Source organism: Acidobacteriota bacterium, assembly GCA_016195325.1.
Taxonomy (GTDB): domain Bacteria; phylum Acidobacteriota; class Polarisedimenticolia; order JACPZX01; family JACPZX01; genus JACPZX01.
In genome coordinates this window covers 13,438-35,442 of record JACPZX010000008.1, presented here as the reverse complement: position 1 = coordinate 35,442, position 22,005 = coordinate 13,438, and the positions used below count along the sequence as shown (strand labels likewise).

Here is a 22,005-nt window from a genome sequence, read left to right as displayed (position 1 = left end):
TTGAAGATGGACGCGGAGTATAGCACGCGCCGACGCGGCTTCAGCGCGCGGCGGATCAGGGGGTCTTCGCGGGGGCGGGCTCGAAGACGACCATCACGCGGCGGTTCAGCGGCCGCGTCTCGGCCACGGACGCGGCGCTCAGAGGCTGAGTCGCACCCAGGGGCCGCACCGCCATGCGCGCGGCGGGGACGCCGAGCGAGGCGAGGAGGTCGCGCGCCGCTTCGGCGCGACGTCTCGAGAGAACGTCGAGATCCCCTCCCTCGTCCGGGTCGGCGTGCCCTTCGACGGCGATCGCGAGGGCGGCATGCGCTTTCAGGGCGTCCGCGTCCTTCGAGAGCGCGGCCCGCGCGGCGGGATCGAGATCGGCCGAGCCGCTCGCGAAATACGCGGGGGCGAGGCGGACATTGAGGGCGTTCGGCTCCTTCCACGGATCGAAGGGCTCCACCACGAGGGGGAGATTGGCGGAGAGCGCCGACGATTCCCCGCGGGCGTTCGTCACGGTGGCCCGCACGCGCTGCGGCCCGTCTCCTCCGGAGGGGACGGTTGCGGGGCAGAGGTAAGTCGAAGGATCGTCGCTCCGGGGTGAGCACGCGATCGCGGTGACGAGGGCGCCGATCGCGACGGTGGCGTTCATTCCCGGCTCCGCGCTGACGGTGACGACGACGGAGGCGCCGGGCAGGACCGGCTTCACGGCGTCATGGGAGACCCGGCGGATCTTCGGACCCTGCGGGGGGGCGGGCATCGGGACGATGCGGGGTTTCTCGGCGGCGCCGGAGGCCGCGAGGCTCACGGCGACGGACAGGAGGGCCGCGGCGGGCCAAGGACGCGTCAGGCTTCTATCTCCTTTCCGCTTTCGTCCTCGAGGGGCTGCACCTCCTCATGATAGACGCGCTCGACGTTCACGTTCCAGACGTCGTGGCGGGCGCCGAGCATGTTCTCCACGGCGAGGCAGGCGGTGTACATCGAGTGATCCTGGTTGTTGTACCGGTGCTGACCGTTGCGGCCGCAGCAGTGGAGGTTCGTCAGGCCGGTGAGGTACCCCTTCATCGCGTGGAGGTCGTCGCGGAAGGTGTCGCCGACGTACATCGGGTAGGTCTTCTCCATGCGGACGACGCATCCGTCGAGAACGGCGTCTCCCTTCGCGAGGAGCCCCACCACCTTCAGCTCCCGGCCGGCGGCCTCGATGAGCTCGCGGTCGGGCGTGCGCCAGAGCGCGTCGTTCTCGAAGCAGAAGTACTCGAGGCCGAGGCACGTCTTCGTCCTGTCGGGGACCAGCGAGGGGCTCCAGTTCTTGAAATTCTGGATGCGGCCGACGTTGACCTTCGGCGAGTGGATGTAGATCCAGTTGTCCGGGAAGGTCTCGGCCTTGTCGATGACGAGGGCGACGAGGATGAAGTCGCGGTACCGGAGGCGCGATGCGGCGTCCGCGACGCCGCGGGGCGCGGCCGGCGCGAGGCAGCCGAAGAGATCCCGGAGGGCCATCGACGAGACGAAGTGCTTCGCGCGGAAGGCCTGCTCCTTCCCTTCGGAATCGGCGGCGACGACCGTCTCGACGCGGCCGCCGGCGTGGGTGACGCGCCGCACGTCCATCCCGCTCATCACGACGCCGCCGCGCTCGATGACCAGATCGCGGCACGCCTCCCACATCTGCCCGGGTCCCAGCTCGGGGTACTTGAACTCCTCGATCAGCGACGTGTGATCCCCCGACTTGAAGAAGGCGTTCATGATCGCCCCGGTCAGGGAGAGCGACTTGATCCTCTGCGCCGCCCACTCCGCCTTGATCTCGCCGCAGGGGACCCCCCACACCTTCTCGGTGTACGAGCGGAAGAAGGTGTCGAAGAGGCGCTGCCCGAAGCGGTTGATGACCCATGCGTCGAAATGGCTCTCGTCGGGCTTGGGGCGGAGCTTGCTCAGGGCGAGGCTGCCGACGCAGGCGAGGGACTCGAAGGGCCCGAGCTTCATGAAGGCGTCGAGGGGCTTGAGCGGGTAGGCGAAGAACTTCTCGTTGTAGTAGATCCGCGACATCCTCGGCCGCCTGAGGAAGCGGTCGCCGAGGATCTCCGTCCAGAGGTCGTCGACGCGCTTCACCTTCGTGAAGAAGCGGTGGCCCCCGATGTCGAACCGGTACCCCTTGTAGTTCACGGTCCGCGCGATCCCCCCCATGTACGAGCTGCGCTCGAGGACGAGGGGGCGGAGGCCGGCCTTTACCGCCTCGAAGGCGGCGGTCAGTCCGGCGGGGCCGCCGCCGATGATGGCTACGTCGAAATCGTTCAAGGTCACCCTGTCGTGGTTTGAGATCGGGAAGGCTCGAGGAAGGGGGAGATGTATACATCCCGCCCTCCGCCCCGTCAACGCGGCGGGCCGCGTTGACGGCCCCGGAGCCCTCTGGTACGTTCGCCTCCATGCCCCCGCGTGGAGCGCTCAAAGCCAGACTGGACGGGCTTTACGACGCGTGCGGCGCCGATCGGCTGGAGATCGATCCCATCCGGTACCCGCGCGCGTACGACGGGGCCGCCGACAGGGAGATTGCCGGTTTCATCGCCGCCGCTCTCGCGTACGGCCGCGTCGCCCACATCCGGAAGAGCGTCGCGACGGTCCTCGATCGGCTCGGCCCGCACCCCGCCGCGGCGGTCCTCGCGCTCCGCGCCGACTCGACGGCGAACGCCTTCAGGGGGTTCACGCACCGGTTCAACACGGGGCGCGACGTGGCCGACATGCTCGTGATCCTGAAGCGCCTTCTCGAGCGCCACGGATCCCTCGAGGCCGCGTTCCTCCAGGGGTTCGACGCGGCGCAGCCCGACGTCGGGCACGCGATCGCCGCATTCAGCGCGCGGGCGCTCGCGATCCATCGCGAGGAGACCTCCGGCCGAAGGCGGAGCGGATCGAGGGCCGGCGTGCGATTCTTCTTCTCGTCGCCCGGGGACGGCTCGGCGTGCAAGCGGATGAACATGTTCCTGAGGTGGATGGTCCGCCGCGACCACGTCGACCTCGGTCTCTGGAGCGGCGTCCCCCCCTCGAAGCTGGTCATGCCGCTCGACACCCACACGGCGAGGATCTGCCGCGAGCTCCGCCTCAGCGCCCGCAGGAGCGCCGACTGGCGGATGGCGATCGAGGTGACGGAGGGGCTGCGGGCTCTCGACCCGGACGATCCGGTCCGCTACGATTTCGCTCTGTTCAACCTCGGCCTGCGGACGGCGGGAAGCGTGGGAGCGTTGTGAAGCTTCTCGGGGCTCACATGTCGATCGCGGGGGGGCTTCACCTCGCGGTCGAGCGCGCGGCGGCGGCGAAGTGCGATGCCCTCCAGATCTTCACCCGCTCGAGCAACCAGTGGAAGGTGAAGCCCCTCGAGGAGCCGGAGGCGGCGATCTTCCGGGAGAAGCAGCTCGAGCTCGGGGTCGCTCCCGCCTTCGCGCACGACTCGTACCTGATCAACCTCGCCTCCCCCGACCCGGCGCTCCACGCGCGATCCGCGGCGGCGTTCGGCGAGGAGATCGATCGCTGCGATCTCCTCGGCCTCCCGTACCTCATCGCGCACCCGGGGGCGCACATGGGGGCGGGGGAGGAGGCCGGTATCGACCGCATCGCCCGGGCGCTCTCGGGGCTCTTCGCGGCGCGCCCCGCCTCGCGTGTGCGGGTGCTCCTCGAGACGACGGCCGGCATGGGCTCGGCCGTCGGGAGCCGGTTCGAGCACCTGCGCGCGATCCTCGATCGCGTCGAGCCGCCGCAGCGGCTCGGCGTCTGCCTCGACACGTGCCACGTCTTCGCGGCGGGCTACGACATCAGCACCGAGCGGGGGTATCACGCCGTGATGGAGGAGTTCAATCGGCTGATCGGCGTGCAGTGGATCCGGGCCTTCCATCTCAACGATTCGAAGAAGGGCCTGGGGTGCCGGCTCGATCGGCACGAGCACATCGGCCAGGGGGCGCTGGGCGTCACCGCCTTCTGGTGCCTCCTCAACGACCCGAGGTTCGACGGGGCCCCGATGGTCCTCGAGACGCCGAAGGGGGACGATCTCGCCGAGGACGTGGCCAACCTGACGCTCCTGCGCGCCCAGATCGGGAGCCCGAAGCCCGTCGAGCCGGCCACGAGGATCGCCGTCGCGGCCCAGACGAAGGCGCCGCCGAAGAAGGCGGCGGTGAAGAAGAAGCCGCGCCGATGAGCGCGCGGCTCCTGATCCACGAGATCTTCACGAGCCTGCAGGGAGAGACCACCGAGGCGGGGCGGCCGTGCACCTTCGTGCGGCTGACCGGGTGCAACCTCCGCTGCGTCTACTGCGACACCGCCTACGCCTTCCACGGAGGGGAAGAACGGGCGGTCGAAGACGTCGCCGAGGAGGTCGCCCGCCGGGGCGTCCGCTTCGTGACCGTGACGGGCGGCGAGCCTCTCGCGCAGAGCGGCGTGCACGCGCTCATCCGGCGCCTCCTCGACGATGGGAACGAGGTCCAGATCGAGACCGGCGGGAGCCTCTCCACGCGCGACGTCGACCCCCGCGCCCGCGTCATCCTCGACATCAAGACCCCCGGCAGCGGGATGGCCGGGTCGACGGACTGGGAGACGGTGGCGCGCGTCCGCAGCGGCGATCAGGTGAAGTTCGTCCTCGTCGACCGGCGCGATTACGAGTTCGCACGAGGCGTGATCCGCGAGGGGAGGATCCCCGCGGGGGCCCCCATCCTCCTGTCCCCCGCCCACGGCACCCTCGATCCGAAGGATCTCGCGCGCTGGATGATCGAGGACCATCTCCAGGTCCGGCTCCAGCTCCAGATCCACAAGTACATCTGGGGGAGCGATGCCCGGGGCGTCTGACGGCGGCGGGGAGCGCCCGATCGCCATCGTCCTCGTCAGCGGCGGCATGGACTCGTGCGTCGCGGCGGCGATCGCGGCCCGCGAGCACGAGCCGGCCTTCCTCCACGTGTCGTACGGGCAGCGCACGGAAGGGCGCGAGCGCCGATCGTTCGAGGCGATCGCGGATCACTACCGGGTCCGGCGCCGCCTTGCCGCGAGGCTCGATCTGCTGCACGCCATCGGCGGGTCGTGCCTCACCGACCCGTCGATCGCGATCCCGGCGGCGGATCTGACCCGCGCCGACATCCCGGTCTCCTACGTCCCCTTCCGGAACACGCACTTCCTGGCGGCGGCGGTGTCGTGGGCCGAGGTGATCGGCGCCACCGCGATCTACATCGGCGCGGTGGAGGAGGACTCGTCGGGGTATCCCGACTGCCGCCGCGTGTACTACGACGCGTTCAACCGGCTCATCGAGGTCGGCACGCGGCCCGGGAGCCCGCTCCGCGTCGTCACGCCGCTGATCGGGATGTCGAAGGCCGGGATCGTGCGCCTCGGGCTCGAGCTCGGGGCCCCCTTCGAGCTGACTTGGTCGTGCTACGGATCCGAGGAGCGCGCGTGCGGCGCGTGCGACTCGTGCGCCCTCAGGCTCCGGGGGTTCGCGGGGGCCTTGGCGCGCGACCCGATCCCGTACGCATGAAGCTCCGCGAGTTCCGATTCGATCTCCCCGAACGGCTCATCGCGCAGGAGCCCGCCCGCGAGCGCGACCTCTCGCGCCTCATGGTCCTCGACCGGAGGAGCGGTCGCCTCGAGCACCGCGTCTTCCGAGAGCTCCCCGGGTACCTTGCGAGGGGAGATCTTCTCGTCGTCAACGACACGCGGGTCCGGCCCGCCCGCCTCCTCGCGAGGAAGCCCACGGGCGGCTCGGTCGAGGTCCTCCTCCTCGAGCGGATCGACGCCCCGGCAGCGGAAGGGGACCCCGACGTCGCGCAGGAATGGCGGGCGCTCGTCCGGGGATTCGGCCGGAGCGAGCCCGCGTCGCGGCACGAGTACCCGGGCGGACTTGTCGTCACCGTGACCGGGCGCGAGGAGGGGAGCGCGATCGCGCGCGTCGCGCTCCGCGCCGGCGCGGGGGTCGATCGCGCGCTCGAGGGGTGCGGCCTCCCGCCGACGCCCCCCTACATCCGCCGGACGGACGCCGACCCGAGGCTCGCGCGCGATCGCGAGAGATACCAGACGGTCTTCGCGGCGGCGCCGGGTGCGGTCGCCGCGCCGACGGCCGGGCTCCACTTCACCCCCGCGCTGCTCGACGCGCTGCGCTCTTCGGGGGTCGCCGTCTCCAGCCTGACGCTCCACGTCGGGTGGGGGACCTTTCAGCCGATTCGAGCGGAGGAGATCGAGGACCATCGCGTCGCCGCCGAGCCGTTCGAGATCGGCGAGAGCCTGGCGGAGGCGTTCCGCGAGACGCGGGCGCGCGGAGGGCGCGTCGTCGCGGTCGGCACCACGGTCGCCCGGACCCTCGAGCACCGCGCGACGGGGACCGCGGGGCTCGCGCCGGGAAGCGGGGCGTGCGACCTCGTCATCCGCCCCGGGCACGCCTTCCGCGCCGTCGACGCGCTGATCACGAACTTCCATCTTCCGGAGTCGTCGCTCCTCCTCCTCGTCGCGGCCTTCGCGGGGCGGGAGAGTATCCTTGCGGCCTACGCCGAGGCGGTCGCCCGCGAGTATCGGTTCTACTCGTACGGCGACGCGATGCTGATCCTCTGATGGGACGGAGCGCCACGTGATCGAGTACGAGCTGCACGCCGTGGAGCCCGGGGGGCTCGCGCGGGCGGGCCTGTTGAGGACCCCCCACGGCGACGTGAACACGCCGGCCTTCATGCCGGTCGGGACGTACGGCGCCGTGAAGGCGCTCACCCCCCGGGAGCTCGAGGCCTGCGGCGCGCGGATGATCCTGGGGAACACGTACCATCTCTACCTGCGCCCGGGCCACGAGACGGTCCGCGCGCTCGGCGGCCTGCACCGCTTCGCCTCCTGGGACGGGGCGATCCTCACCGACAGCGGGGGGTTCCAGATTTTCAGCCTCGCCTCGTTCCGCGACGTGAGCGAGGAGGGGGTCGTCTTCCGCTCGCACCTCGACGGATCGACGCACCGCCTGACCCCCGAGCTGAGCGTCGGGATCCAGGAGGCCCTCGGCCCGGACGTGATGATGGCGCTCGACGTCTGCCCGGCCTTGCCGTCCTCGAAGGAGGAGATCGCCTCGGCCGTCGAGCGGACGCTGCGGTGGGCGCGGCGCTGCCTCGATCACCGGTCGGGGGCCCGGGCTCTCTTCGGCATCGTCCAGGGAGGGACCCACGAGGATCTGAGGGAGATGTCCGCGGGCGAGACGGCGGCCCTTCCCTTCGACGGCTTCGCCGTCGGAGGGGTCAGCGTGGGCGAGCCGCGCGAGGAGATCGACCGCATCGTCGCCTTCACCGCCCCCCGGCTTCCCGCGGCGAGGGCCCGCTACCTGATGGGCGTGGGGACCCCGCGCGATCTGCTGGCGGGGATCGCGGCGGGCATCGACATGTTCGACTGCGTCATGCCGACCCGCAACGCGAGGAACGGCACCCTCTTCACGTGGTCGGGGCCGGTCAGCATCAAGCGGCGCGAGTTCGCGGAGGATCCGCGGCCGCTCGACGATCGGTGCGGCTGCGACGCGTGCCGGAATTTCTCGAGGGCGTACCTGAGGCACCTCTTCCAGTCGAAGGAGATCCTCTCGATGCGCCTCAACACGATTCACAACGTCCACTTCTACCAGGAGCTGATGCGGCGCGCGCGCCAGGCGATCGTGGAGGGGCGTTTCGCGGCCTGGGCGGCCTCCGTCCTCCCGGGGCTCAAGAGCGTCGCGGCGGATCCGGACGCGTGATCGAAAGGTCGGGGAGGCGGCCCGGCGACGCGCCGCCGGGTGGTATGATGCGCCTCCCGATCGAAGAACCCGTTGGAGACGGCCGCCCATGAGACATCGACCGCTGTTCGCGCTCACGCCCCTGTCCATTCTGCTCGTCCTGGCGACGGGAGCCGCCACGGCCGCGCCGGAACCCCCGGCCGCCGGCAAGGCCGACGCGAGCGCCCTCACCCTCGAGGCGGAGACGCTGTACGCGAGCGGCGCCTACAGCGAGGCTCTGAAGAAGTTCGACGCCCTCCTGGCGGCCGGCCAGGAGACCGGCGCGATCCTCTACGAGGCGGGGAGCTGCTACGCGCAGTCGATGGGGAGCAAGGAGAAGGAGCTCGAGCTGAAGAAGCGCGCCGTGCCCGTGCTCGAGAAGGAGATCGCCTCCGGGAGCGCCCCCGTGGACAGCTACTACTACCTCTCCGCGATCTACATCAACGATCTCACCGATCCCGTGAAGGGGACCGACGCCGCGAAGAAGGGAGTGGCGCTCCTCGAGAAGCCGAAGGCGCCGGCCCCGGCCGGGCAGGGGGCGCTCTTCCGGGCCGGGCGGCTCTACACGTTTCTCGGAAAGGACGCCCAGGCCGCCGACTACTACGGCCGCTCGGTCCAGGCCGCCGACGGCGCGGCGGTCGTCGATCGCGTCGCCCTGCGCATCGCGCTCGAGAGCCTCGCGAGCTCCCGGTTCCACGAGAAGAACTACGACGGCGCCGCGGAGGCGTACGCCGGGCTCCTGAAGCTCGATCCCACCCGGGACCGCGATCGCCATCAGCTCGGGCTCTCCTATCTGCTCGCCGGAAAGTACGCCGACGCCGAATCGACGTGGCGGCAGGCGAAGGAGGACGAGATGCGCACCGAGCTCACGTACCTCGCCTCCATCGTCCGCAAGTTCGTGGACGCAGGGTCGCCCACCGCCTCGGCCCTCGTGCCCAAGGGATCGACGCTCGACGACGACGCCCTGGTTCAGAAGATCCTGAAGGCCGCCGAGCCGCTGCGCGCCGCGCGCGAGCGGGACTCGAAGGCGCAGGATGACGCGCGCGCCGCCTGGGAGAAGGATCGCCAGGCCGAGGCCGCAGACCCGGTGAAGGCGAAGGCCCGCATCGCCGCGCTCAAGGCCCGGAAGGCGAAGCTGGCGCCGGAGCCGCCGCCGGATCCGAACTACGTGCCGCCGCCCGTCGATCCGATCACGGCCCTCGAGCAGATGGGCCTCCACTCGACCACGCCGCCGCCTCTCCTGCCGCCGTCACCCGAGCGCGTCGCGGCCGAGAAGGACTTCTTCTACCTCCTCATGGACTACGTCAAGCGCGGCCACCTGGTCCGCAACTTCTGCTTCGAGAACGGGCTCGTCGAGATGATCTTCCGCTGAGGGATGGGGCCGCTTCTCTTCGTCGCCGACGCGCACCTCACGAGGGACGACCCGGAGGTGGACGCCTTCGTCTCGTTCCTCTCGGGCGAGGCGCGCCGCGCCTCGACGCTGTGCATCCTGGGCGACCTCTTCAACCTCTGGTTCGGCACGCCGCGCTTCGCCCTGCCGCACCACGACCGCGTCCTCGGCGCGCTCGAGGATCTGCGGGGGCGCGGCGTGCGCCTGCTCTACGTGGAGGGGAACAGGGACTTCCATCTGCGACGGAACCATCTCGGCAGGCCGTTCGACGACGTGGCGGAGGACGCGCTCGTGGTGGAGCATGCCGGGCGGAAGATCGCCGCGGCGCACGGCGACGCGATCAACGTCCAGGATCGGCAGTACCGCGCGTGGAAGTCCTTCTCGAAGTCGACGCCGGTGTACGGGGTCTTCTCGATGCTCCCCGGCTCCTGGGGGATGGCTCTCGGAGAGTCTCTCGAGAGGAAGCTGGCCGGCACCAACCTGAAGAACAGGGTCCGATTCCCGGAGGAGCATTGCCGCGCCTACGCCGGCCGGTTCTTCAGAGAGGGGAGCGAGGCGCTGGTCCTGGGCCACTTCCACGAGGAGCGGAGGATCGACCTCGGTGACGCGGGGGGCGCGCCGCGCGCCGTCTATGTCCTTCCCGCGTGGCGGCTCGGCCACAGGCGCCTGGTGGTGGATGGCGACGGGCCGCCGAGGTTCGAGGGTCCCGGCGCCTGAAAGCGCGAGCGTCAGCTCGCCGGGCCCGGATGGATGAGGAGCTCGCCCTCGATCTCGACGTGCCGGTCGGCGGCCTCGACGAGCTCCCGGGCCGTGGAGCGGGCGAAGGAGTAGACCTCCACGCGCGACCCGCGCGACCTGACCTCGTGGACGAGCGGGACGAAGTCTCCGTCGCCCGTCGCGAGCACGACCACGTCGAGGCTCCCCGCGAGGCTCAGGACGTCGAGGGCCATCCCCAGGTCCCAGTCCCCCTTCGACGACCCGTCCGCGCGCACCCTGAGATCCTTGCGGCGCACCTCGTAGCTCCTCTGCTGCAGCATCGCGAGGAAGGCGGTCTGATCGATGTCGCGATTCTGGACGACGTAGGCGATGGCCCGGAGCATGAGGCGATCGCGGCATACCGTCTCGAGGAGCGCGCCGAAGTCCAGCCGGGAGTTCAACTGGCGCGCGGCGTAGTACATGTTCTGCACGTCCACGAAGAGGCCGACGCGCGGCGGGTCGCCCGAGGGGCGGGCGGGGAGCGCGGGGCGCGCGGAGCCGCTCTCGAGCTGCTCCACTCGGGCTGCGAGGACGCGGCTCCTCTCGCGCAGGCGCGCGTTCTCCTCGGCGAGGCGCGCCAGCTCCGCCTTGAGGGCCTGGCGTGAGCGGTCCAGGCTACCTCCCGCGGTCGGGAGACTCGACCCTCTCTCGGAACAGCCCGTGGAGTCGCCGCGTGACCGGCCCGGGAGCGCCGGCGCCGACAGGCCGCCCGTTGAGGCGCGCGACGGGCATCACCTCCTGGAGGGTGCTGGTCACGAAGACCTCTTCCGCGCCGAAGAGCTCGGGGGACTCGTACTCCCCCTCCTCGCAGGGAATGCCGGCGTCGCGCGCGGCCTCCATCACGACCTCGCGGGTGATGCCGGAGAGGATCCCGCAGCCGAGAGCCGGAGTCCTGAGGACGCCCCCCTTCACGAAGAAGACGTTCGTGTGGGTCCCCTCGGCGACGAACCCCCGCGTGTTGAGGAGGATCGTCTCCTTCGCGCCGGCATCCTCCGCCTCCATGTGGGCGAGGACGTTGTTGAGGAGATTGCACGACTTCACGGCGGGGTCGAGCGATTCGCGCGGGTTGCGCCGCCTCTGGCCCACCGTCACGGCGATCCCCTCCTCGTAAGAGAGGGGCGGGATGCGCCGGAGCGGCATCACGATCACGAAGAGGCCGGGCCGGGGGCAGAGATCGCGCTCGTAGCCGATCGCTCCGACGCCGCGCGTCACCATGATGCGGATGTACGACTCGTCGTTCCCCCCCTCGGCGACCGTCCGGCGCACCTCCCGCTCGATGTCGGTGCGCGACGGAGGGGCGAGGCGGATGGCGGCGCACGAGCGCGCCAGCCTGTCGAGGTGCCTCCCGAGGAGGTAGGGCCTGCCGCGGTAGGTGCGGATCGTCTCGTAGATGCTGTCGCCGTACAGGAACCCGTGATCCAGGACGGGAACGGTCGCCTTCTCGGCGCTGGATATCGTCCCGTTGACGTTGATCAACTCGGCCATCGTGCGACCGTATCAATGCCCTCCCGGCAAGTCAAGGTATCCCGGTGGTGTTAAGATTCTCGGGCATGCGCGCGGAGGCCGGAGGCGTCATCGGGATCGGGATTGACATCATCGAGATCGATCGCGTCGAACGGGCGATCGAGCGGGGAGGCGATCGGTTCGTGCGGCGCGTCTTCTCGGACGACGAGATCCGGTACGCCCGAAGCCGGCGCCGGCCGGCGAGCCACTTCGCGGCGCGCTTCGCCGCCAAGGAATCCGTCATCAAGGCGCTGCGCGTGCCACCGGGGCTCGGCTGGCTGTGGCGCGACATCGAGGTGACGCGCGGCGGCGGCCCCCCGTCGATCCGGCTGACGGGTCGCGCTCTCGATCGCGCGACCTCCCTTGGCGTGGCCGGCTGGCAGCTGTCGATGTCGCACTCGACGACCCACGCCGTCGCGGTCGTCGTTCTCGTATGAGGCGCCCGTGACCCCTCATGCCCCGGGAGATCACGGGCACGCGCACGACGCGCGCGGGGCCGATCGCAGACGCCTCGGCTGGGCCATGGGGCTGGCGGCGGCGGTCATGGTCGTCGAGATCGTCGGCGGCATGCTGTCCAACAGCCTCGCGCTCCTCGCCGACGCCGGCCACGTCTTCACCGACGTCCTCGCGCTCGGGCTCGCGATGTTCGCCGTCACGGTCGCCGCGCGCCCCGCGACCGACCGGGCCACGTTCGGCTACTACCGCGTGGAGATCCTCTCCGCCCTCGCGAACGGCGTCCTCCTGGTCCTCATCTCCCTCGGGATCATGTGGGAGGCGTACCGCCGCTTCTCCGATCCGCCGGAGGTCGCGGGATCGACGGTCATGGGCGTCGCGCTGCTCGGGCTCGCGGGAAACCTCGGAGGGCTGTACCTGCTCCGCGGCGCGAGCCGGCGCTCGCTCAACGTCCGCGGCGCGCTCATGCACGTGGTGGGGGACACCCTCTCGTCGCTCGCCGTCGTGATCTGCGGCGCCCTCATCATGGCGACCGGCTGGAAGCGGATCGACGCGGGGCTCAGCGCGTTCATCGGCGCCGTGATCATCATCGGGGCGTTCCGCCTCGTGCGGGAGGCGGTCGACGTGCTCCTCGAGGCGGGGCCGGCCGGGATCGAGCTGAAGTCGGTGAGCGCCGACATCCAGGAGATCCCCGGAGTCCGGCAGGTCCACGATCTGCACATCTGGAGCATCACGTCGGGGATGCACGCGCTCTCGGGGCACGTCGTGGTCGAGGAGACGACGCTCTTGCACTGCGATCGAATCCTGAACACGATCAAGTCGCTGCTCAAGGAGCGGTACGAGATCCACCACACCACGATCCAGATCGAGTCCGAGGCCTACCGGGAGATCGGCGAGGTCCACTGACTCCGGACGAGGGGTGGCCGGCCTAGCGGCGGAAGGCGGCCTGCGTGTTGCGGTAGTACATGTCGTACCCGATCGCGGGGCCGATCTGCGGGAACGTCACCCCCGGCCGGTTGCAGGGGGCCGCGAAGCCGTCTGCGTGGTAGCGCTGGAAGTGCGTCACCGAGCCGGGCGGAGCGAACGTTCCCGGGGGTCGGTAACCGCCGAAGTATGGCCGGTAGCCCGGGAGGATGCCGCGAGGGTAAGCGTAGGCGTAGGGATCGCGGTACATGTAAGGGGATCCGTATCCGGCGGGGTACGGTCCCTCGCCGTAGGCGTCCTGAGGGTAGACGTTCACCACGACCGGCTGGGCCGGCTGCGTCTCGCCGATCACGACGTACTCTTGATCGCTCCGCGGGGGTTGCGGCGCCGGCGCCTCGTACCGGTTCGGCGTCTCGGGCGACTCCGTGCTCTCTCCCCCCATCCGGTGCCCCTGGGGATCGATGTTCGTGACGTGCAGGACCTCGTTCCCGTCCGCGCCCTTTTCGCGGAAGATCCGGTAGCCGGCCGCCCGATCGGCATCCGGTGAAGCGGCCGGGGCCGGGACCGGAGCCGGAGCGGCGGGAGCGCGATCGGCCGTCAGCCGATCGAGGAGAGCGTCGCTCGCCCCCGCCTCCTTCAGCTTCAGGATTGCGGGGACTCCGAGCTCGAACGCGGGGCCATCGCTGCCGATTTCCCTGAGGATGAGGGAGTCCGCGACATGGGCCTTGAGCAGTGCGACGACATCGTCGAGGGTGACGCGGGAGGCGGCGGCGAAGGAGGGGAGGCTCACGAACCCGGCCATCAAGATGAAGAGTGCGGGAGGGATTCTCCGAGGCATCGTGCGGCTCCGCCGGCCGGCCCGTCGTTACCTCAGGGGGTGGAGTCGAAGGCCGACTCAAGGTGCCGGAATCGTACACCGGGATCGCGCACCGTGCCAGCCTTTTGGAGATCCGCGGTGCCCTCAGCCGCGCGCTTCGAGGCTCAGGATCCCCCGCTCGCGCAGCTTCTTGATGTGCACCAGCGCCTCGGCCTCGAGGAAGGGGCAGAGGTTCACGATCGAGCGGACGTCCCACGAGCCGTTGACGCGGCTCAGGATGAAGACCTCCTCGGGGGAGAGCTTCTCGCCGGTGAGCGCTTCGAGGGGCTTCACGAGGACCGGGATGCGCGTCGGCTCGACGCCGTCCTTCGTCATCTGGGCCACGACGACCGCCCGGCACTCCTCGCGCAGGGACCGGAGCGACATGTCGTGCGGCGAGAGGGGGGCCGCCTCGTCGAGGACCTTGAGGGCCTCTTCCGCGCGGCCGGCGCGGGCGTGCTGCCGGGCCTCCTCGAGGAACCCCGAGAGCGTCTTGCGCGGCGCGTCCACGGCCACGGTCACGTTCTTCTCGACCCTCACGAAACCCTGCTTGAACATCAGGTAGAGGAGCTTGCTGACCGTGAACTCGGAGGCGTGCACCTCCATGCAGATGTCCGCGATGCACCGGCGGCCGTCCACCATGTCGAGGATGCGCCGCGCGAGGGAGCGCGCACCGTGGAACTCCTTCGGCATCTCCTTCGACGTGCGCGCCAGCACCGAGAGCGCGGACGCGAATTCGCGCCGGACGTGCTGAAGCTCGTCGAACCACGCGAGCCCCTTGAGGAGGACATCCTCGATGCGGAGGTTCAGCGGGACGAGGATCTCCCTGGGCAGCGGCGCGTCGACGAACTCGAACCGCGCCTCGGTCCACAGGAAGAGGCCGAAGATCGTCTCCTCGGCCTTCTGCACGAGGAGCCGGCGAAGCTCGGGCTCCTCGATGAGGCCCACCGTCACGAGGATCTTCCCGAGCATCACTCCCGTTTTCTGCTGCGTCTCGAGCGCTTTCCTGAGATCCGGCTCGGTGATCCGGTCCTGCCTGAGGAGGAAGTGGCCGAGGTGCTCGGTCGGGTCGTCGCTCGACGACGAGACGATCGTCCCGTCGCGGATCAGGATCTTCTTGGAGTATCGCTCCCCGTGGATCACCAGCGCGCCGGTCTTTCGCGACTGCTGGATCCACTGGAGCAGGTCCGTCAGGGACATCGTGTCGAGCGTGCCTGTGAGGCTCACGTGACGGACCCTCGCGTGGGACGTGTGGCTATGCGAAACGCGTGAACCGAATATGGGTCCGTAGCCGCGCGTTTCAATCGGCGGCGGGGCGGCCCGGCGTTGACCTCGCGCCGACGATGCCGATAATGCGGAAAGAGGAGACGGATGACCTTCGATCGGTTCGGAGACCAGTACCTCCTGCGGGTGATGAAGGGGGAGGAGATTGCCTCGGCGCTGAGGCAGTTCGTCCAATCGGAGGCGATCGGCGGCGGCTCCGTCCGAGGGATCGGCGCGGCGGACGATGTCACGGTGGCCTTCTGGGACACGGTCGAGCGTGTCTACCGGCACTACCGGCATGAGGGGCTCATCGAGATCACCTCTCTCGACGGCAACATCGCATGGAAGGACGGCGATCCCGTCGTCCACGTCCACGTGACCGCCTTCCACGAGACGGAAGGGGCGTTCGGAGGCCACCTCGTCTCCGCCCGCGTCTCCGCGACGGTGGAGATCGCCCTCACGCGATTCGAAGGGAGCGTCCTCAGGGCGCTCGACCCCGACGTCGGCCTCCCGCTCCTGGCTCTGACGCGCCGTCTCTGACGGCCCGCGCTCAGGAGAACGCCGCGATCCCCGTCACGCTCTCGCCGATGATCAGGTTGTGGATGTCGTGCGTTCCCTCGTACGTCTTCACCGCCTCGAGATTGCACATGTGCCGGCCGACCTGGTACTCGTCGTGAGTCCCGTTGGCGCCCAGCATGTCGCGCCCGAGCCTCGCAATCTCGAGCGCGATGTTGACGTTGTTCATCTTGGCGAGGGAGACGCGCTCGGGGTGCGCCTTTCCCTCCTCCTTGAGCCGCCCGAGGCGGAGCGACAGGAGCTGGGCCTTCGTGATCTCGTTCACCATCCACGCGAGCTTGTTCTGCACGAGCTGGAAGGAGGCGAGCGGCCTCCCGAACTGCGTGCGGTTCTTCGTGTACGTCAGCGCCTCGTCGAAGACCGCCATCGCCGCCCCCACGGCGCCCCACGCGATGCCGTAGCGCGCCTGGCTGAGGCAGCTCAAGGGCCCCTTCAGCCCGCGCGCGCCGGGGAGCATCGCGCTCGCGGGGAGGCGCACGTCCTGAAGCGCGAGATCCGAGGTGACGGAAGCGCGCAGCGCGAACTTCCCCCTGATGTCGCTCGCCGAGTACCCCGGGGTCCCCTTCTCGACGAGGAAGCCGCGGACCCCGTCGTCGGTCTTCGCCCAGACGACGGCGACGTCGGCGAGGGTCCCGTTCGTGATCCACGCTTTCGCGCCGTTCAGGATCCACCCCGGGCCGTCCCGCATCGCCCGCGTGGTCATGCCTCCGGGGTCGGATCCGTGATCGGGCTCGGTCAGGCCGAAGCAGCCGATCGCCTTGCCGTGATGCAGCGGGAGGAGCCAGCGCTCCTTCTGCTCGTCGGAGCCGTACGCGGCGATCGGGTACATCACGAGAGAGCCCTGGACCGAGGCGAAGGACCTCAGCCCCGAGTCGCCGCGCTCCAGCTCGCGCATGATGACGCCGTACGCGACCGCGCCGAGCCCGGGCAGACCCATCTCGGAGAGGTTGGCCCCGAGGATTCCGAGCGCGGCGAGGCGGGGGACGAGCTGCGCCGGGAAGGTCGCCTCCCGGTTGTGCCTCTCGATGACCGGCATGACCTCGTCGGTGACGAAGGCGCGGACGGTGTCCCTCACCATGCGCTCCTCGTCGGTGAGGAGGGCGTCGGTGTCGTAGTAGTCGAGTGCCGCGAAGACTGCCATGAATCCTCCGGTGCCGCCGTCAGCCGGCGGCCTGATCGAAGAGCGCGGCCATCCCCATCCCGCCGCTGATGCAGAGCGTCGCGATCCCGGTGCGGCTCTTGCGCCGCCACATCTCGTGGAGGAGCGTCACGACGATTCGGGCCCCGCTCGCCCCGATCGGGTGGCCGAGCGCAATCGCCCCCCCGTTCACGTTGACGCGGGCCGGGTCGATCCCGGTCTCCTTCAGGCAGGCGAGCACCTGGGCGGCGAAGGCCTCGTTGAGCTCGACGAGCTCCACGTCGCGCGTGGGGACCCCCGTCGATTCCGCGAGGCGCGCGAGCGCGGGGACGGGGCCGATTCCCATGATCCCGGGATCGACGCCGGCGACCGAGTATCCCCGGAGGCGGAAGACGGGTCCGATGCCCCGCCGGCGCGCTTCCCCGGCCGTCGTCACCACCACCGCGGCCGCGCCGTCGGTGATCCCCGACGAGTTGCCGGCGTGCACGGTGCCGTCCTTCCTGAACACGGGAGGGAGCTTCGCGAGGGACTCGGCCGTCACGCCGCCCCGCGGGTGCTCGTCGTCGCGGTGGCGCCGCACCTCCGCGCCGGGCGCGATCACTTCCACGGGCGCAATCTCGGCCTCGAACCTTCCCTCCCGCTTCGCCCTCTCGGCCCGCTGCTGGCTGGTGGCGGCCCAGGCGTCCTGCTCGGCTCGCGGAATGCCGTATCGATCGGCGAGCGTCTCGGCCGTCTCCCCCATGAGCTTGCCGCAGAGCGGGCAGAGGAATCCGTCGCGGTACATCCCGTCCTCGATCGCGATGTCCCCCTCAGGAACGCCGAACCGGGCTGCGCCGACGAAGTGGGGGAGCCGGCTCATCGACTCCGTCCCCCCGGCCACGACGATCCGCGCGTCCCCCGCGCGGATCGCCTGCGCCGCGGAGACGATGGCCTGGAGCCCCGAGCCGCACGCGCGATTGACCGTGTAGGCGGGAACCTCGACCGGGAGCCCCGCGCGGCGCGCGATCTGCCGCGCGACGTTCGGGCCTCCGCCCGCCTGCCGGGCGTTGCCGAAGATGAGCTCGTCGACATCGGCGGGGGGGACGCCGGCGCGCGCGATCGCGGCCGAGGCGGCCGCCGCTCCCAGCTCGGCCGCCGAGCAGCCCGAGAGGGCGCCGCCGAACTTCCCGATGGGAGTCCTCACCGCTCCGGCGACGACGATGTCGATGTCGCGATGCATCGGCCGCCCCGCCGTCAGACGATGTGGACGTCCACCGAATCGCCGGTCTTCAGGGAGAGCATGTCGCAGGCTCGCGCCTCGTGCGTCGCGATCTCCAGCCGGCTGGAGGAGTTGAAGAGGAAGAAGGGGGTGCCGGCCGCGCCGTCGGCGTACGTGCCCCGCGTCTCCGTGATCGCGGTGCCGCCCACGCCCCCCCGAAGGCCCGTGCGCCCCAGCTTCGTCATGAGGGCGTCGAGCGACGCGCGGGAGAGGTTCGTGATGACGTTGCCGAAGCGATCGATCTGGACGACGGTCGCCTTCACCACCCCTTCCGGGGTGACGCGCGGCTTCGGGAGGTCGAGCCGCACGGCGTCCTCGATCGGCTCGCCGAAGTTCTCCATGCCCAGCCCGCGCGCGAGCTGCGCCGCGACCGGGGCGAAGACGTCGCGCCCGTGGAACGTGGGGCTCGGGTCGGCGGTCATGTAGTGCGTCGCCGTGACGTGGACCGCGCCCGTGAACTGCTCGGACTCGTAGATGAGGGTGAAGACGCCGTTGTCGGGGCCCACGAAGTACTGGTTGTCCGACGAGACGATGATGGGGCGGCGGGACGTGCCGACGCCGGGATCGACGACGACGACGTGCACGGTCCTCGGCGGGAACGCAGGGAACGCGTCCCGCACGATCTGCGCCGCGGCGGCGATGTCGTGCGGCGGCACGTCGTGGGACACGTCCACGATCTGGACCTGGGTCATGGCGGAGAGGAGCGCGCCCTTGATCGACGCCACGTAGTGATCGGTGGTTCCGAAATCCGTGGTCAGCGTGATGACCGGAACGCGCGATTCAGGCATGCGAGACGTCTCCAGGTCGAAGGGCCCATTCTAGTTCCGGCGCAGGCAAACACAAGAAGGGGCGCGTTGACCGTCCCGCCGCGCTTTGCTACGGTTCGCCGTCCGCACGGCGCGGATTCCCGCGCGAGCCGTCCCACGCGACACGTCGAACGGAGCACCCCCGGAGTGATTCGACCCGGACCGGCCCCCGCCCGTCGCTCACCGGTTCTTCCTCTCGCGCTCGCATGGCTGGCGCTTGCGTCCGTCGCGATGACGCGCGCGGCCGAGCCCCGGCCGCTCCCCGCGAACAGCATCGGCTGGGACGTCGAGCTGGGGAGTGGGGCGGAGATCCCGGATCCCGCGGAGGCGTCGACGCCCCCCGATCCGAATCTCCCCCCGCTCGTCGTCCGCATCGGCATCCCGTGGTCCTCGGTCGAACCGGAGCGCGGCGCCTATCGATGGGAGGCGCTCGACGCCCTGGTCGACGCGGCCGCGTCCCGAGGGCACGAGATCGTCCTCAACCCGTACGGGACGAACTCTCTCTACCTCCCTTCAGGGAACGGGATCGGGCCGGCGGACACCGAGGCGCTGGGCGCCTGGACGGCGTGCCTGCGCGAGATCGCGGCGCGCTACGCGACGCGGGTCAGATTCTTCCAGATCGGCCGGTCTCCTGATCGCCCCGGCGCCGGCACGGCGGTCGACTACGCCTTCATCTTCAAGAAGTCCGCCGTCGCGGTGAAATCGGCGGCGCCCAGCGCGCTCATCGCGCTCGGAACGATGTCGAGCGGCTCGGTGGAGTACGCCGCGGCCGTGTACGAGGAGGGGGTCGCCCCCTACGCCGACGCGCTCGCCGCGTCGTTCGACGGGAGCGAAAAGTCGAAGGAGGACCTGAAGGCGCTCTCCGGCGTGCTTCTCGCGCGCGATCCCGGCGCGAAGCTCTGGCTCACCGGAGTCCGGCTCCTCCTGGGAAACGAGGGGTTCGGCACGCTGCTCCGCGCGTACGCCGAGGGGATCGGGCGGGAGGCGGCGCTCGTGACCTTCGACGATCCTCCGGACGGGCGCGGGCGTCCCTACCATCTCGCGACGATGGATCGGGCGCGCCGCCTCTTCACGCCGGGCTTCAGCCCGCTCGTCGAATCGGGCCGGGGCGTCCGCGTGCTGGGTCCCGACGGCCAGCCGCTCGCGGGGGCGGCGACCGCGCGGTTCTTCGATCCGACTCGCAAGCTCGTGCTGATGCCGTACGACGGCGGCGAGGGGTCGCACCGCGGGGGCTTCGGCGTCTTCGTGCTCGACACGGCCGACGTCGCGGACCCGATGTTGTTCGACCTGGCCTCCGGAGAGTCGAGCTCGACGGTGAGCCTCCAGAAGGATCCCAACGCAGGGGTCGCGAGAGTCGCGCTCCCCTTCGCCGACTACCCGATCGTTCTCCAGTACCGGCGGTTCACGACGCCGGAGTACGCCGCAGGAGGAGAAAACGTCGCGGTGACCGGTGAGAGGCTTCCCACGGCCGAGGAGATCATCGCGAAGATGCAGGCGGTGCAGGCGGCCCAGGACGCGCTCCAGAAGAGCCTCCGCGCGGATGCGCGCGAGTCGTGGCACTTCACCTTCGGAACCCAGACCTCGGTCGACGTGGACTTCGACGAGGAGTTCTTTCTCGACCCGAATGTCGGCGCCGAGTGGGAGAGGAAGGTGACCTATGTCAACGGTGTTCGATGGAAGCTGAAGACGATCCCGGAACTGCCGTTCGTCAACGCCGAAAAGGTGACGAGCCTTCCGCTCCGCATCACGCTGTCGAAGGATTATTCGTACGACTACGAGGGTCGCGAGGTGGTGGACGGGCGCCCCTGTCACGTCGTCACCTTCAAGCCGGTCGACACCACGCGTAACCTCGCCAGCGGCCGCGTGTGGGTCGACGAGCAGACGTCGGCGCGCGTCCGGATCGCGATGGTCCAGTCCAACCTTGCCGCACCGATCATCTCGAACGACCAGAAAGACTCGTACGCTCCGGTCACGGGCCCCGACGGCTTCACGTACTGGGTCCTCTCCAGGATAGAGGCGCAGCAGCTGATCTCCGTCGCCGGCGAGAACTTCGTTCTCAACAAGCGGGTCACCCTCTCCCGTTTCGAGATCAACGACGCGGATTTCGACGCGGTGCGTCGCGAAGCTCTCGCCTCGTCCAACCAGATCCTGCGCGACACCGACAGCGGGCTCAGGTACACGCAGCGCGACGCGGACGGGACGCGCACCGTGAAGAACGTCAACGTGCACCGAAACCTGTTTCTTCTCGGGGGCGCGATCGAGAACCAGAAGCTCAAGTACCCAATCCCGCTCGCGGGCGTCAACTACTTCGACTCGAACCTCGCCGGCAAGGGGCTGCAGACCAACCTCTTCTTCGCAGGCGTCGTTCTCTTCGCGAACCTCTCCGACCCGTCGTTCCTCGGGTCCAAGGTCGACTGGAACGTCGATCTCGAGGCGCTGGCCATTTCGATCGAAGACCAGATGTTCCGCCAGGATTCCGTGAGCGGCAACGTCTCGGAGCGGGAGAAGGAAGCGATCACGCGGAAGACGCAGAGCCTCACGGGAGGATTCGGCTTCCCGTTCGCGAAGTTCTTCAAGGTCAAGGTCGAAGGGGAACTCGCGTACGACACCTTCGCGCAGGCCGACACGAAGTGCGGCGCCTTCATCACGCCTCAGGACACGACGATCCAGACCGCGTATCTCAGGCCGGAGTTCCACCGCAACGCCTGGACCGTCGCCCTGAACTCGCAGTGGTCGGACAGGCAGAGCTTCGCGCCCTGGGGCCTCGACCGATCCACGGATTCGACCTGTCCTCGGCCCGCTTCCTCGGCAACCCACCCCGATTTCTTCGAAGGGGCGAGGAACTACACCCGCTACGGCGGGGCGATCACCAAGGAGTTCTACCTCCCGAAGTCCCAGAAGGTCAGAGTCCAGGTGGAGGAGATGGGGGGCCGGGATCTCGATCGGTTCAGCAAGTACGCCTTCGGAATCTTCGAGAGCAGCCTGCGGGGCTATTCGGGGTCCGGCGTCCGCTTCACCGACGGGACGATCGGGCATCTCGTCTACAACTTCAACCTCGCGGACATCATCCGGTTCGAGGCGAGCTTCGACCAGGCGCGCGTCCGGGATCGGCAGCTCGGCGAGGAGTTCAGGAACTACTCGGGGGTGGGAATCGGCGGCCAGTTCGTCGGTCCGTGGGGGACCCTCATCCAGCTCAACGTCGGGTATGCCCTGGCCTCGACGGTGCCGGAGTTCCAGGGACAGAAGGAGTACCGCCTCGAGATTCTGAAGCTCTTCAGCCAGCACTGACCCGGCCCGGACGTTTTTCCCCGCCTCCCGCGAAACCTTTTCCCACCCCCCCCGTTGTAACCGGCGCAACGAGCGACGAGCCCACGGGA

Annotated in this window: 21 protein-coding genes; 12 read left to right on the top strand and 9 right to left on the bottom strand. The window is 69.8% G+C overall.

Translation table 11 applies throughout. The features are described from left to right. Positions 1 to 55 precede the first annotated feature (55 nt). Positions 56 to 790: an OmpA family protein gene (locus HY049_01585; protein ID MBI3447602.1), complete on the bottom strand. Its 735-nt coding sequence runs from the start codon at positions 788 to 790 to the stop codon at positions 56 to 58. Positions 791 to 828: 38 nt separating this feature from the next. Beyond that, entirely contained in the window at positions 829 to 2,274 is a 1,446-nt protein-coding gene (locus HY049_01580; GenBank protein ID MBI3447601.1) for an NAD(P)/FAD-dependent oxidoreductase, read from the bottom strand. 128 nt (positions 2,275 to 2,402) lie between these two features. Here HY049_01580 and HY049_01575 point away from each other — a divergent pair, with 128 nt between their 5' ends. The 8 genes from HY049_01575 to HY049_01540 all read left to right on the top strand — a co-directional run bounded on the left by HY049_01575 (position 2,403) and on the right by HY049_01540 (position 9,812). Next, positions 2,403 to 3,218 carry a TIGR02757 family protein gene (locus HY049_01575; protein MBI3447600.1) on the top strand — a complete coding sequence of 272 codons (816 nt, stop codon included), beginning with the start codon at positions 2,403 to 2,405 and terminating at the stop codon, positions 3,216 to 3,218. Continuing rightward, positions 3,215 to 4,159: a deoxyribonuclease IV gene (locus HY049_01570; GenBank protein ID MBI3447599.1), complete on the top strand. Its 945-nt coding sequence runs from the start codon at positions 3,215 to 3,217 to the stop codon at positions 4,157 to 4,159. Before HY049_01575 ends, HY049_01570 begins: the two co-directional genes overlap by 4 nt. Beyond that, positions 4,156 to 4,803: a radical SAM protein gene (locus HY049_01565; protein ID MBI3447598.1), complete on the top strand. Its 648-nt coding sequence runs from the start codon at positions 4,156 to 4,158 to the stop codon at positions 4,801 to 4,803. The genes HY049_01570 and HY049_01565 overlap by 4 nt, the downstream gene beginning before the upstream one ends. Further along, a complete protein-coding gene (gene queC / locus HY049_01560) occupies positions 4,787 to 5,479 on the top strand; it encodes a 7-cyano-7-deazaguanine synthase QueC (GenBank protein ID MBI3447597.1) in 693 nt (230 codons plus the stop codon). Before HY049_01565 ends, queC begins: the two co-directional genes overlap by 17 nt. Beyond that, positions 5,476 to 6,546 carry a tRNA preQ1(34) S-adenosylmethionine ribosyltransferase-isomerase QueA gene (gene queA, locus HY049_01555; protein MBI3447596.1) on the top strand — a complete coding sequence of 357 codons (1,071 nt, stop codon included), beginning with the start codon at positions 5,476 to 5,478 and terminating at the stop codon, positions 6,544 to 6,546. The genes queC and queA overlap by 4 nt, the downstream gene beginning before the upstream one ends. A gap of 16 nt (positions 6,547 to 6,562) precedes the next feature. Continuing rightward, positions 6,563 to 7,687, top strand: coding sequence for a tRNA guanosine(34) transglycosylase Tgt (gene tgt, locus HY049_01550; protein MBI3447595.1), 1,125 nt, complete (start codon positions 6,563 to 6,565; stop codon positions 7,685 to 7,687). Positions 7,688 to 7,775: 88 nt separating this feature from the next. After that, entirely contained in the window at positions 7,776 to 9,077 is a 1,302-nt protein-coding gene (locus HY049_01545; protein ID MBI3447594.1) for a hypothetical protein, read from the top strand. Between the two features lie 3 nt (positions 9,078 to 9,080). Continuing rightward, entirely contained in the window at positions 9,081 to 9,812 is a 732-nt protein-coding gene (locus HY049_01540; protein ID MBI3447593.1) for a hypothetical protein, read from the top strand. 11 nt (positions 9,813 to 9,823) lie between these two features. On the opposite strand, the gene HY049_01535 is transcribed toward HY049_01540, so the two are convergent. Continuing rightward, positions 9,824 to 10,273 carry an NYN domain-containing protein gene (locus HY049_01535; protein MBI3447592.1) on the bottom strand — a complete coding sequence of 150 codons (450 nt, stop codon included), beginning with the start codon at positions 10,271 to 10,273 and terminating at the stop codon, positions 9,824 to 9,826. 193 nt (positions 10,274 to 10,466) lie between these two features. After that, positions 10,467 to 11,336: an aminotransferase class IV gene (locus tag HY049_01530; GenBank protein MBI3447591.1), complete on the bottom strand. Its 870-nt coding sequence runs from the start codon at positions 11,334 to 11,336 to the stop codon at positions 10,467 to 10,469. Between the two features lie 65 nt (positions 11,337 to 11,401). Between HY049_01530 and acpS the strand changes: the two genes are divergently transcribed. Further along, positions 11,402 to 11,791 (top strand): holo-ACP synthase, encoded by a 390-nt coding sequence (gene acpS, locus HY049_01525; protein MBI3447590.1) that lies wholly within the window; start codon positions 11,402 to 11,404, stop codon positions 11,789 to 11,791. An 85-nt stretch (positions 11,792 to 11,876) separates the two neighbouring features. After that, complete coding sequence (locus HY049_01520; GenBank protein ID MBI3447589.1) at positions 11,877 to 12,713, top strand: cation transporter; 837 nt, start codon at positions 11,877 to 11,879, stop codon at positions 12,711 to 12,713. Between the two features lie 22 nt (positions 12,714 to 12,735). Here the strand turns inward: HY049_01520 and HY049_01515 are convergent, their stop codons facing one another. Both HY049_01515 and HY049_01510 read right to left on the bottom strand, forming a co-directional pair. Beyond that, positions 12,736 to 13,569, bottom strand: a complete 834-nt coding sequence (locus HY049_01515) for a sulfur globule family protein (GenBank protein MBI3447588.1) — start codon at positions 13,567 to 13,569, stop codon at positions 12,736 to 12,738. 123 nt (positions 13,570 to 13,692) lie between these two features. After that, entirely contained in the window at positions 13,693 to 14,814 is a 1,122-nt protein-coding gene (locus tag HY049_01510; GenBank protein MBI3447587.1) for a DUF4388 domain-containing protein, read from the bottom strand. Positions 14,815 to 14,958: 144 nt separating this feature from the next. On the opposite strand from HY049_01510, the gene HY049_01505 reads away from it, so the two are divergent. Further along, positions 14,959 to 15,390, top strand: coding sequence for a DNA-binding protein (locus HY049_01505; protein MBI3447586.1), 432 nt, complete (start codon positions 14,959 to 14,961; stop codon positions 15,388 to 15,390). Between the two features lie 10 nt (positions 15,391 to 15,400). Here HY049_01505 and HY049_01500 read toward each other — a convergent pair whose 3' ends face one another. From HY049_01500 to HY049_01490, 3 genes are read right to left on the bottom strand one after another with little or no spacing between them, the layout of a single operon-like run. Further along, positions 15,401 to 16,567: an acyl-CoA dehydrogenase family protein gene (locus HY049_01500; protein MBI3447585.1), complete on the bottom strand. Its 1,167-nt coding sequence runs from the start codon at positions 16,565 to 16,567 to the stop codon at positions 15,401 to 15,403. A 19-nt stretch (positions 16,568 to 16,586) separates the two neighbouring features. Beyond that, the gene (locus HY049_01495) at positions 16,587 to 17,783 is read right to left on the bottom strand and encodes an acetyl-CoA C-acyltransferase (protein MBI3447584.1); all 1,197 of its coding nucleotides are present in this window, start codon (positions 17,781 to 17,783) and stop codon (positions 16,587 to 16,589) included. A 14-nt stretch (positions 17,784 to 17,797) separates the two neighbouring features. Beyond that, positions 17,798 to 18,610: an SAM-dependent chlorinase/fluorinase gene (locus HY049_01490; GenBank protein ID MBI3447583.1), complete on the bottom strand. Its 813-nt coding sequence runs from the start codon at positions 18,608 to 18,610 to the stop codon at positions 17,798 to 17,800. Between the two features lie 249 nt (positions 18,611 to 18,859). Between HY049_01490 and HY049_01485 the strand changes: the two genes are divergently transcribed. Continuing rightward, positions 18,860 to 21,916 carry a beta-galactosidase gene (locus tag HY049_01485; GenBank protein ID MBI3447582.1) on the top strand — a complete coding sequence of 1,019 codons (3,057 nt, stop codon included), beginning with the start codon at positions 18,860 to 18,862 and terminating at the stop codon, positions 21,914 to 21,916. Positions 21,917 to 22,005 lie beyond the last annotated feature (89 nt).

What these genes read in the sequence shown, in the direction of transcription:
- HY049_01520 (MBI3447589.1), top strand. Translation starts at nt 11,877, where the DNA reads ATGGGGCTGGCGGCGGCGGTCATGGTCGTCGAGATCGTCGGCGGCATG.
- HY049_01565 (MBI3447598.1), top strand. Translation starts at nt 4,156, where the DNA reads ATGAGCGCGCGGCTCCTGATCCACGAGATCTTCACGAGCCTGCAGGGA.
- HY049_01530 (MBI3447591.1), bottom strand. Translation starts at nt 11,336, where the DNA reads ATGGCCGAGTTGATCAACGTCAACGGGACGATATCCAGCGCCGAGAAG.
- HY049_01490 (MBI3447583.1), bottom strand. Translation starts at nt 18,610, where the DNA reads ATGCCTGAATCGCGCGTTCCGGTCATCACGCTGACCACGGATTTCGGA.
- HY049_01535 (MBI3447592.1), bottom strand. Translation starts at nt 10,273, where the DNA reads ATGTACTACGCCGCGCGCCAGTTGAACTCCCGGCTGGACTTCGGCGCG.
- HY049_01495 (MBI3447584.1), bottom strand. Translation starts at nt 17,783, where the DNA reads ATGCATCGCGACATCGACATCGTCGTCGCCGGAGCGGTGAGGACTCCC.
- HY049_01500 (MBI3447585.1), bottom strand. Translation starts at nt 16,567, where the DNA reads ATGGCAGTCTTCGCGGCACTCGACTACTACGACACCGACGCCCTCCTC.
- queA (MBI3447596.1), top strand. Translation starts at nt 5,476, where the DNA reads ATGAAGCTCCGCGAGTTCCGATTCGATCTCCCCGAACGGCTCATCGCG.
- queC (MBI3447597.1), top strand. Translation starts at nt 4,787, where the DNA reads ATGCCCGGGGCGTCTGACGGCGGCGGGGAGCGCCCGATCGCCATCGTC.
- HY049_01515 (MBI3447588.1), bottom strand. Translation starts at nt 13,569, where the DNA reads ATGCCTCGGAGAATCCCTCCCGCACTCTTCATCTTGATGGCCGGGTTC.
- HY049_01505 (MBI3447586.1), top strand. Translation starts at nt 14,959, where the DNA reads ATGACCTTCGATCGGTTCGGAGACCAGTACCTCCTGCGGGTGATGAAG.
- HY049_01485 (MBI3447582.1), top strand. Translation starts at nt 18,860, where the DNA reads ATGACGCGCGCGGCCGAGCCCCGGCCGCTCCCCGCGAACAGCATCGGC.
- acpS (MBI3447590.1), top strand. Translation starts at nt 11,402, where the DNA reads ATGCGCGCGGAGGCCGGAGGCGTCATCGGGATCGGGATTGACATCATC.
- HY049_01575 (MBI3447600.1), top strand. Translation starts at nt 2,403, where the DNA reads ATGCCCCCGCGTGGAGCGCTCAAAGCCAGACTGGACGGGCTTTACGAC.
- HY049_01540 (MBI3447593.1), top strand. Translation starts at nt 9,081, where the DNA reads ATGGGGCCGCTTCTCTTCGTCGCCGACGCGCACCTCACGAGGGACGAC.
- HY049_01545 (MBI3447594.1), top strand. Translation starts at nt 7,776, where the DNA reads ATGAGACATCGACCGCTGTTCGCGCTCACGCCCCTGTCCATTCTGCTC.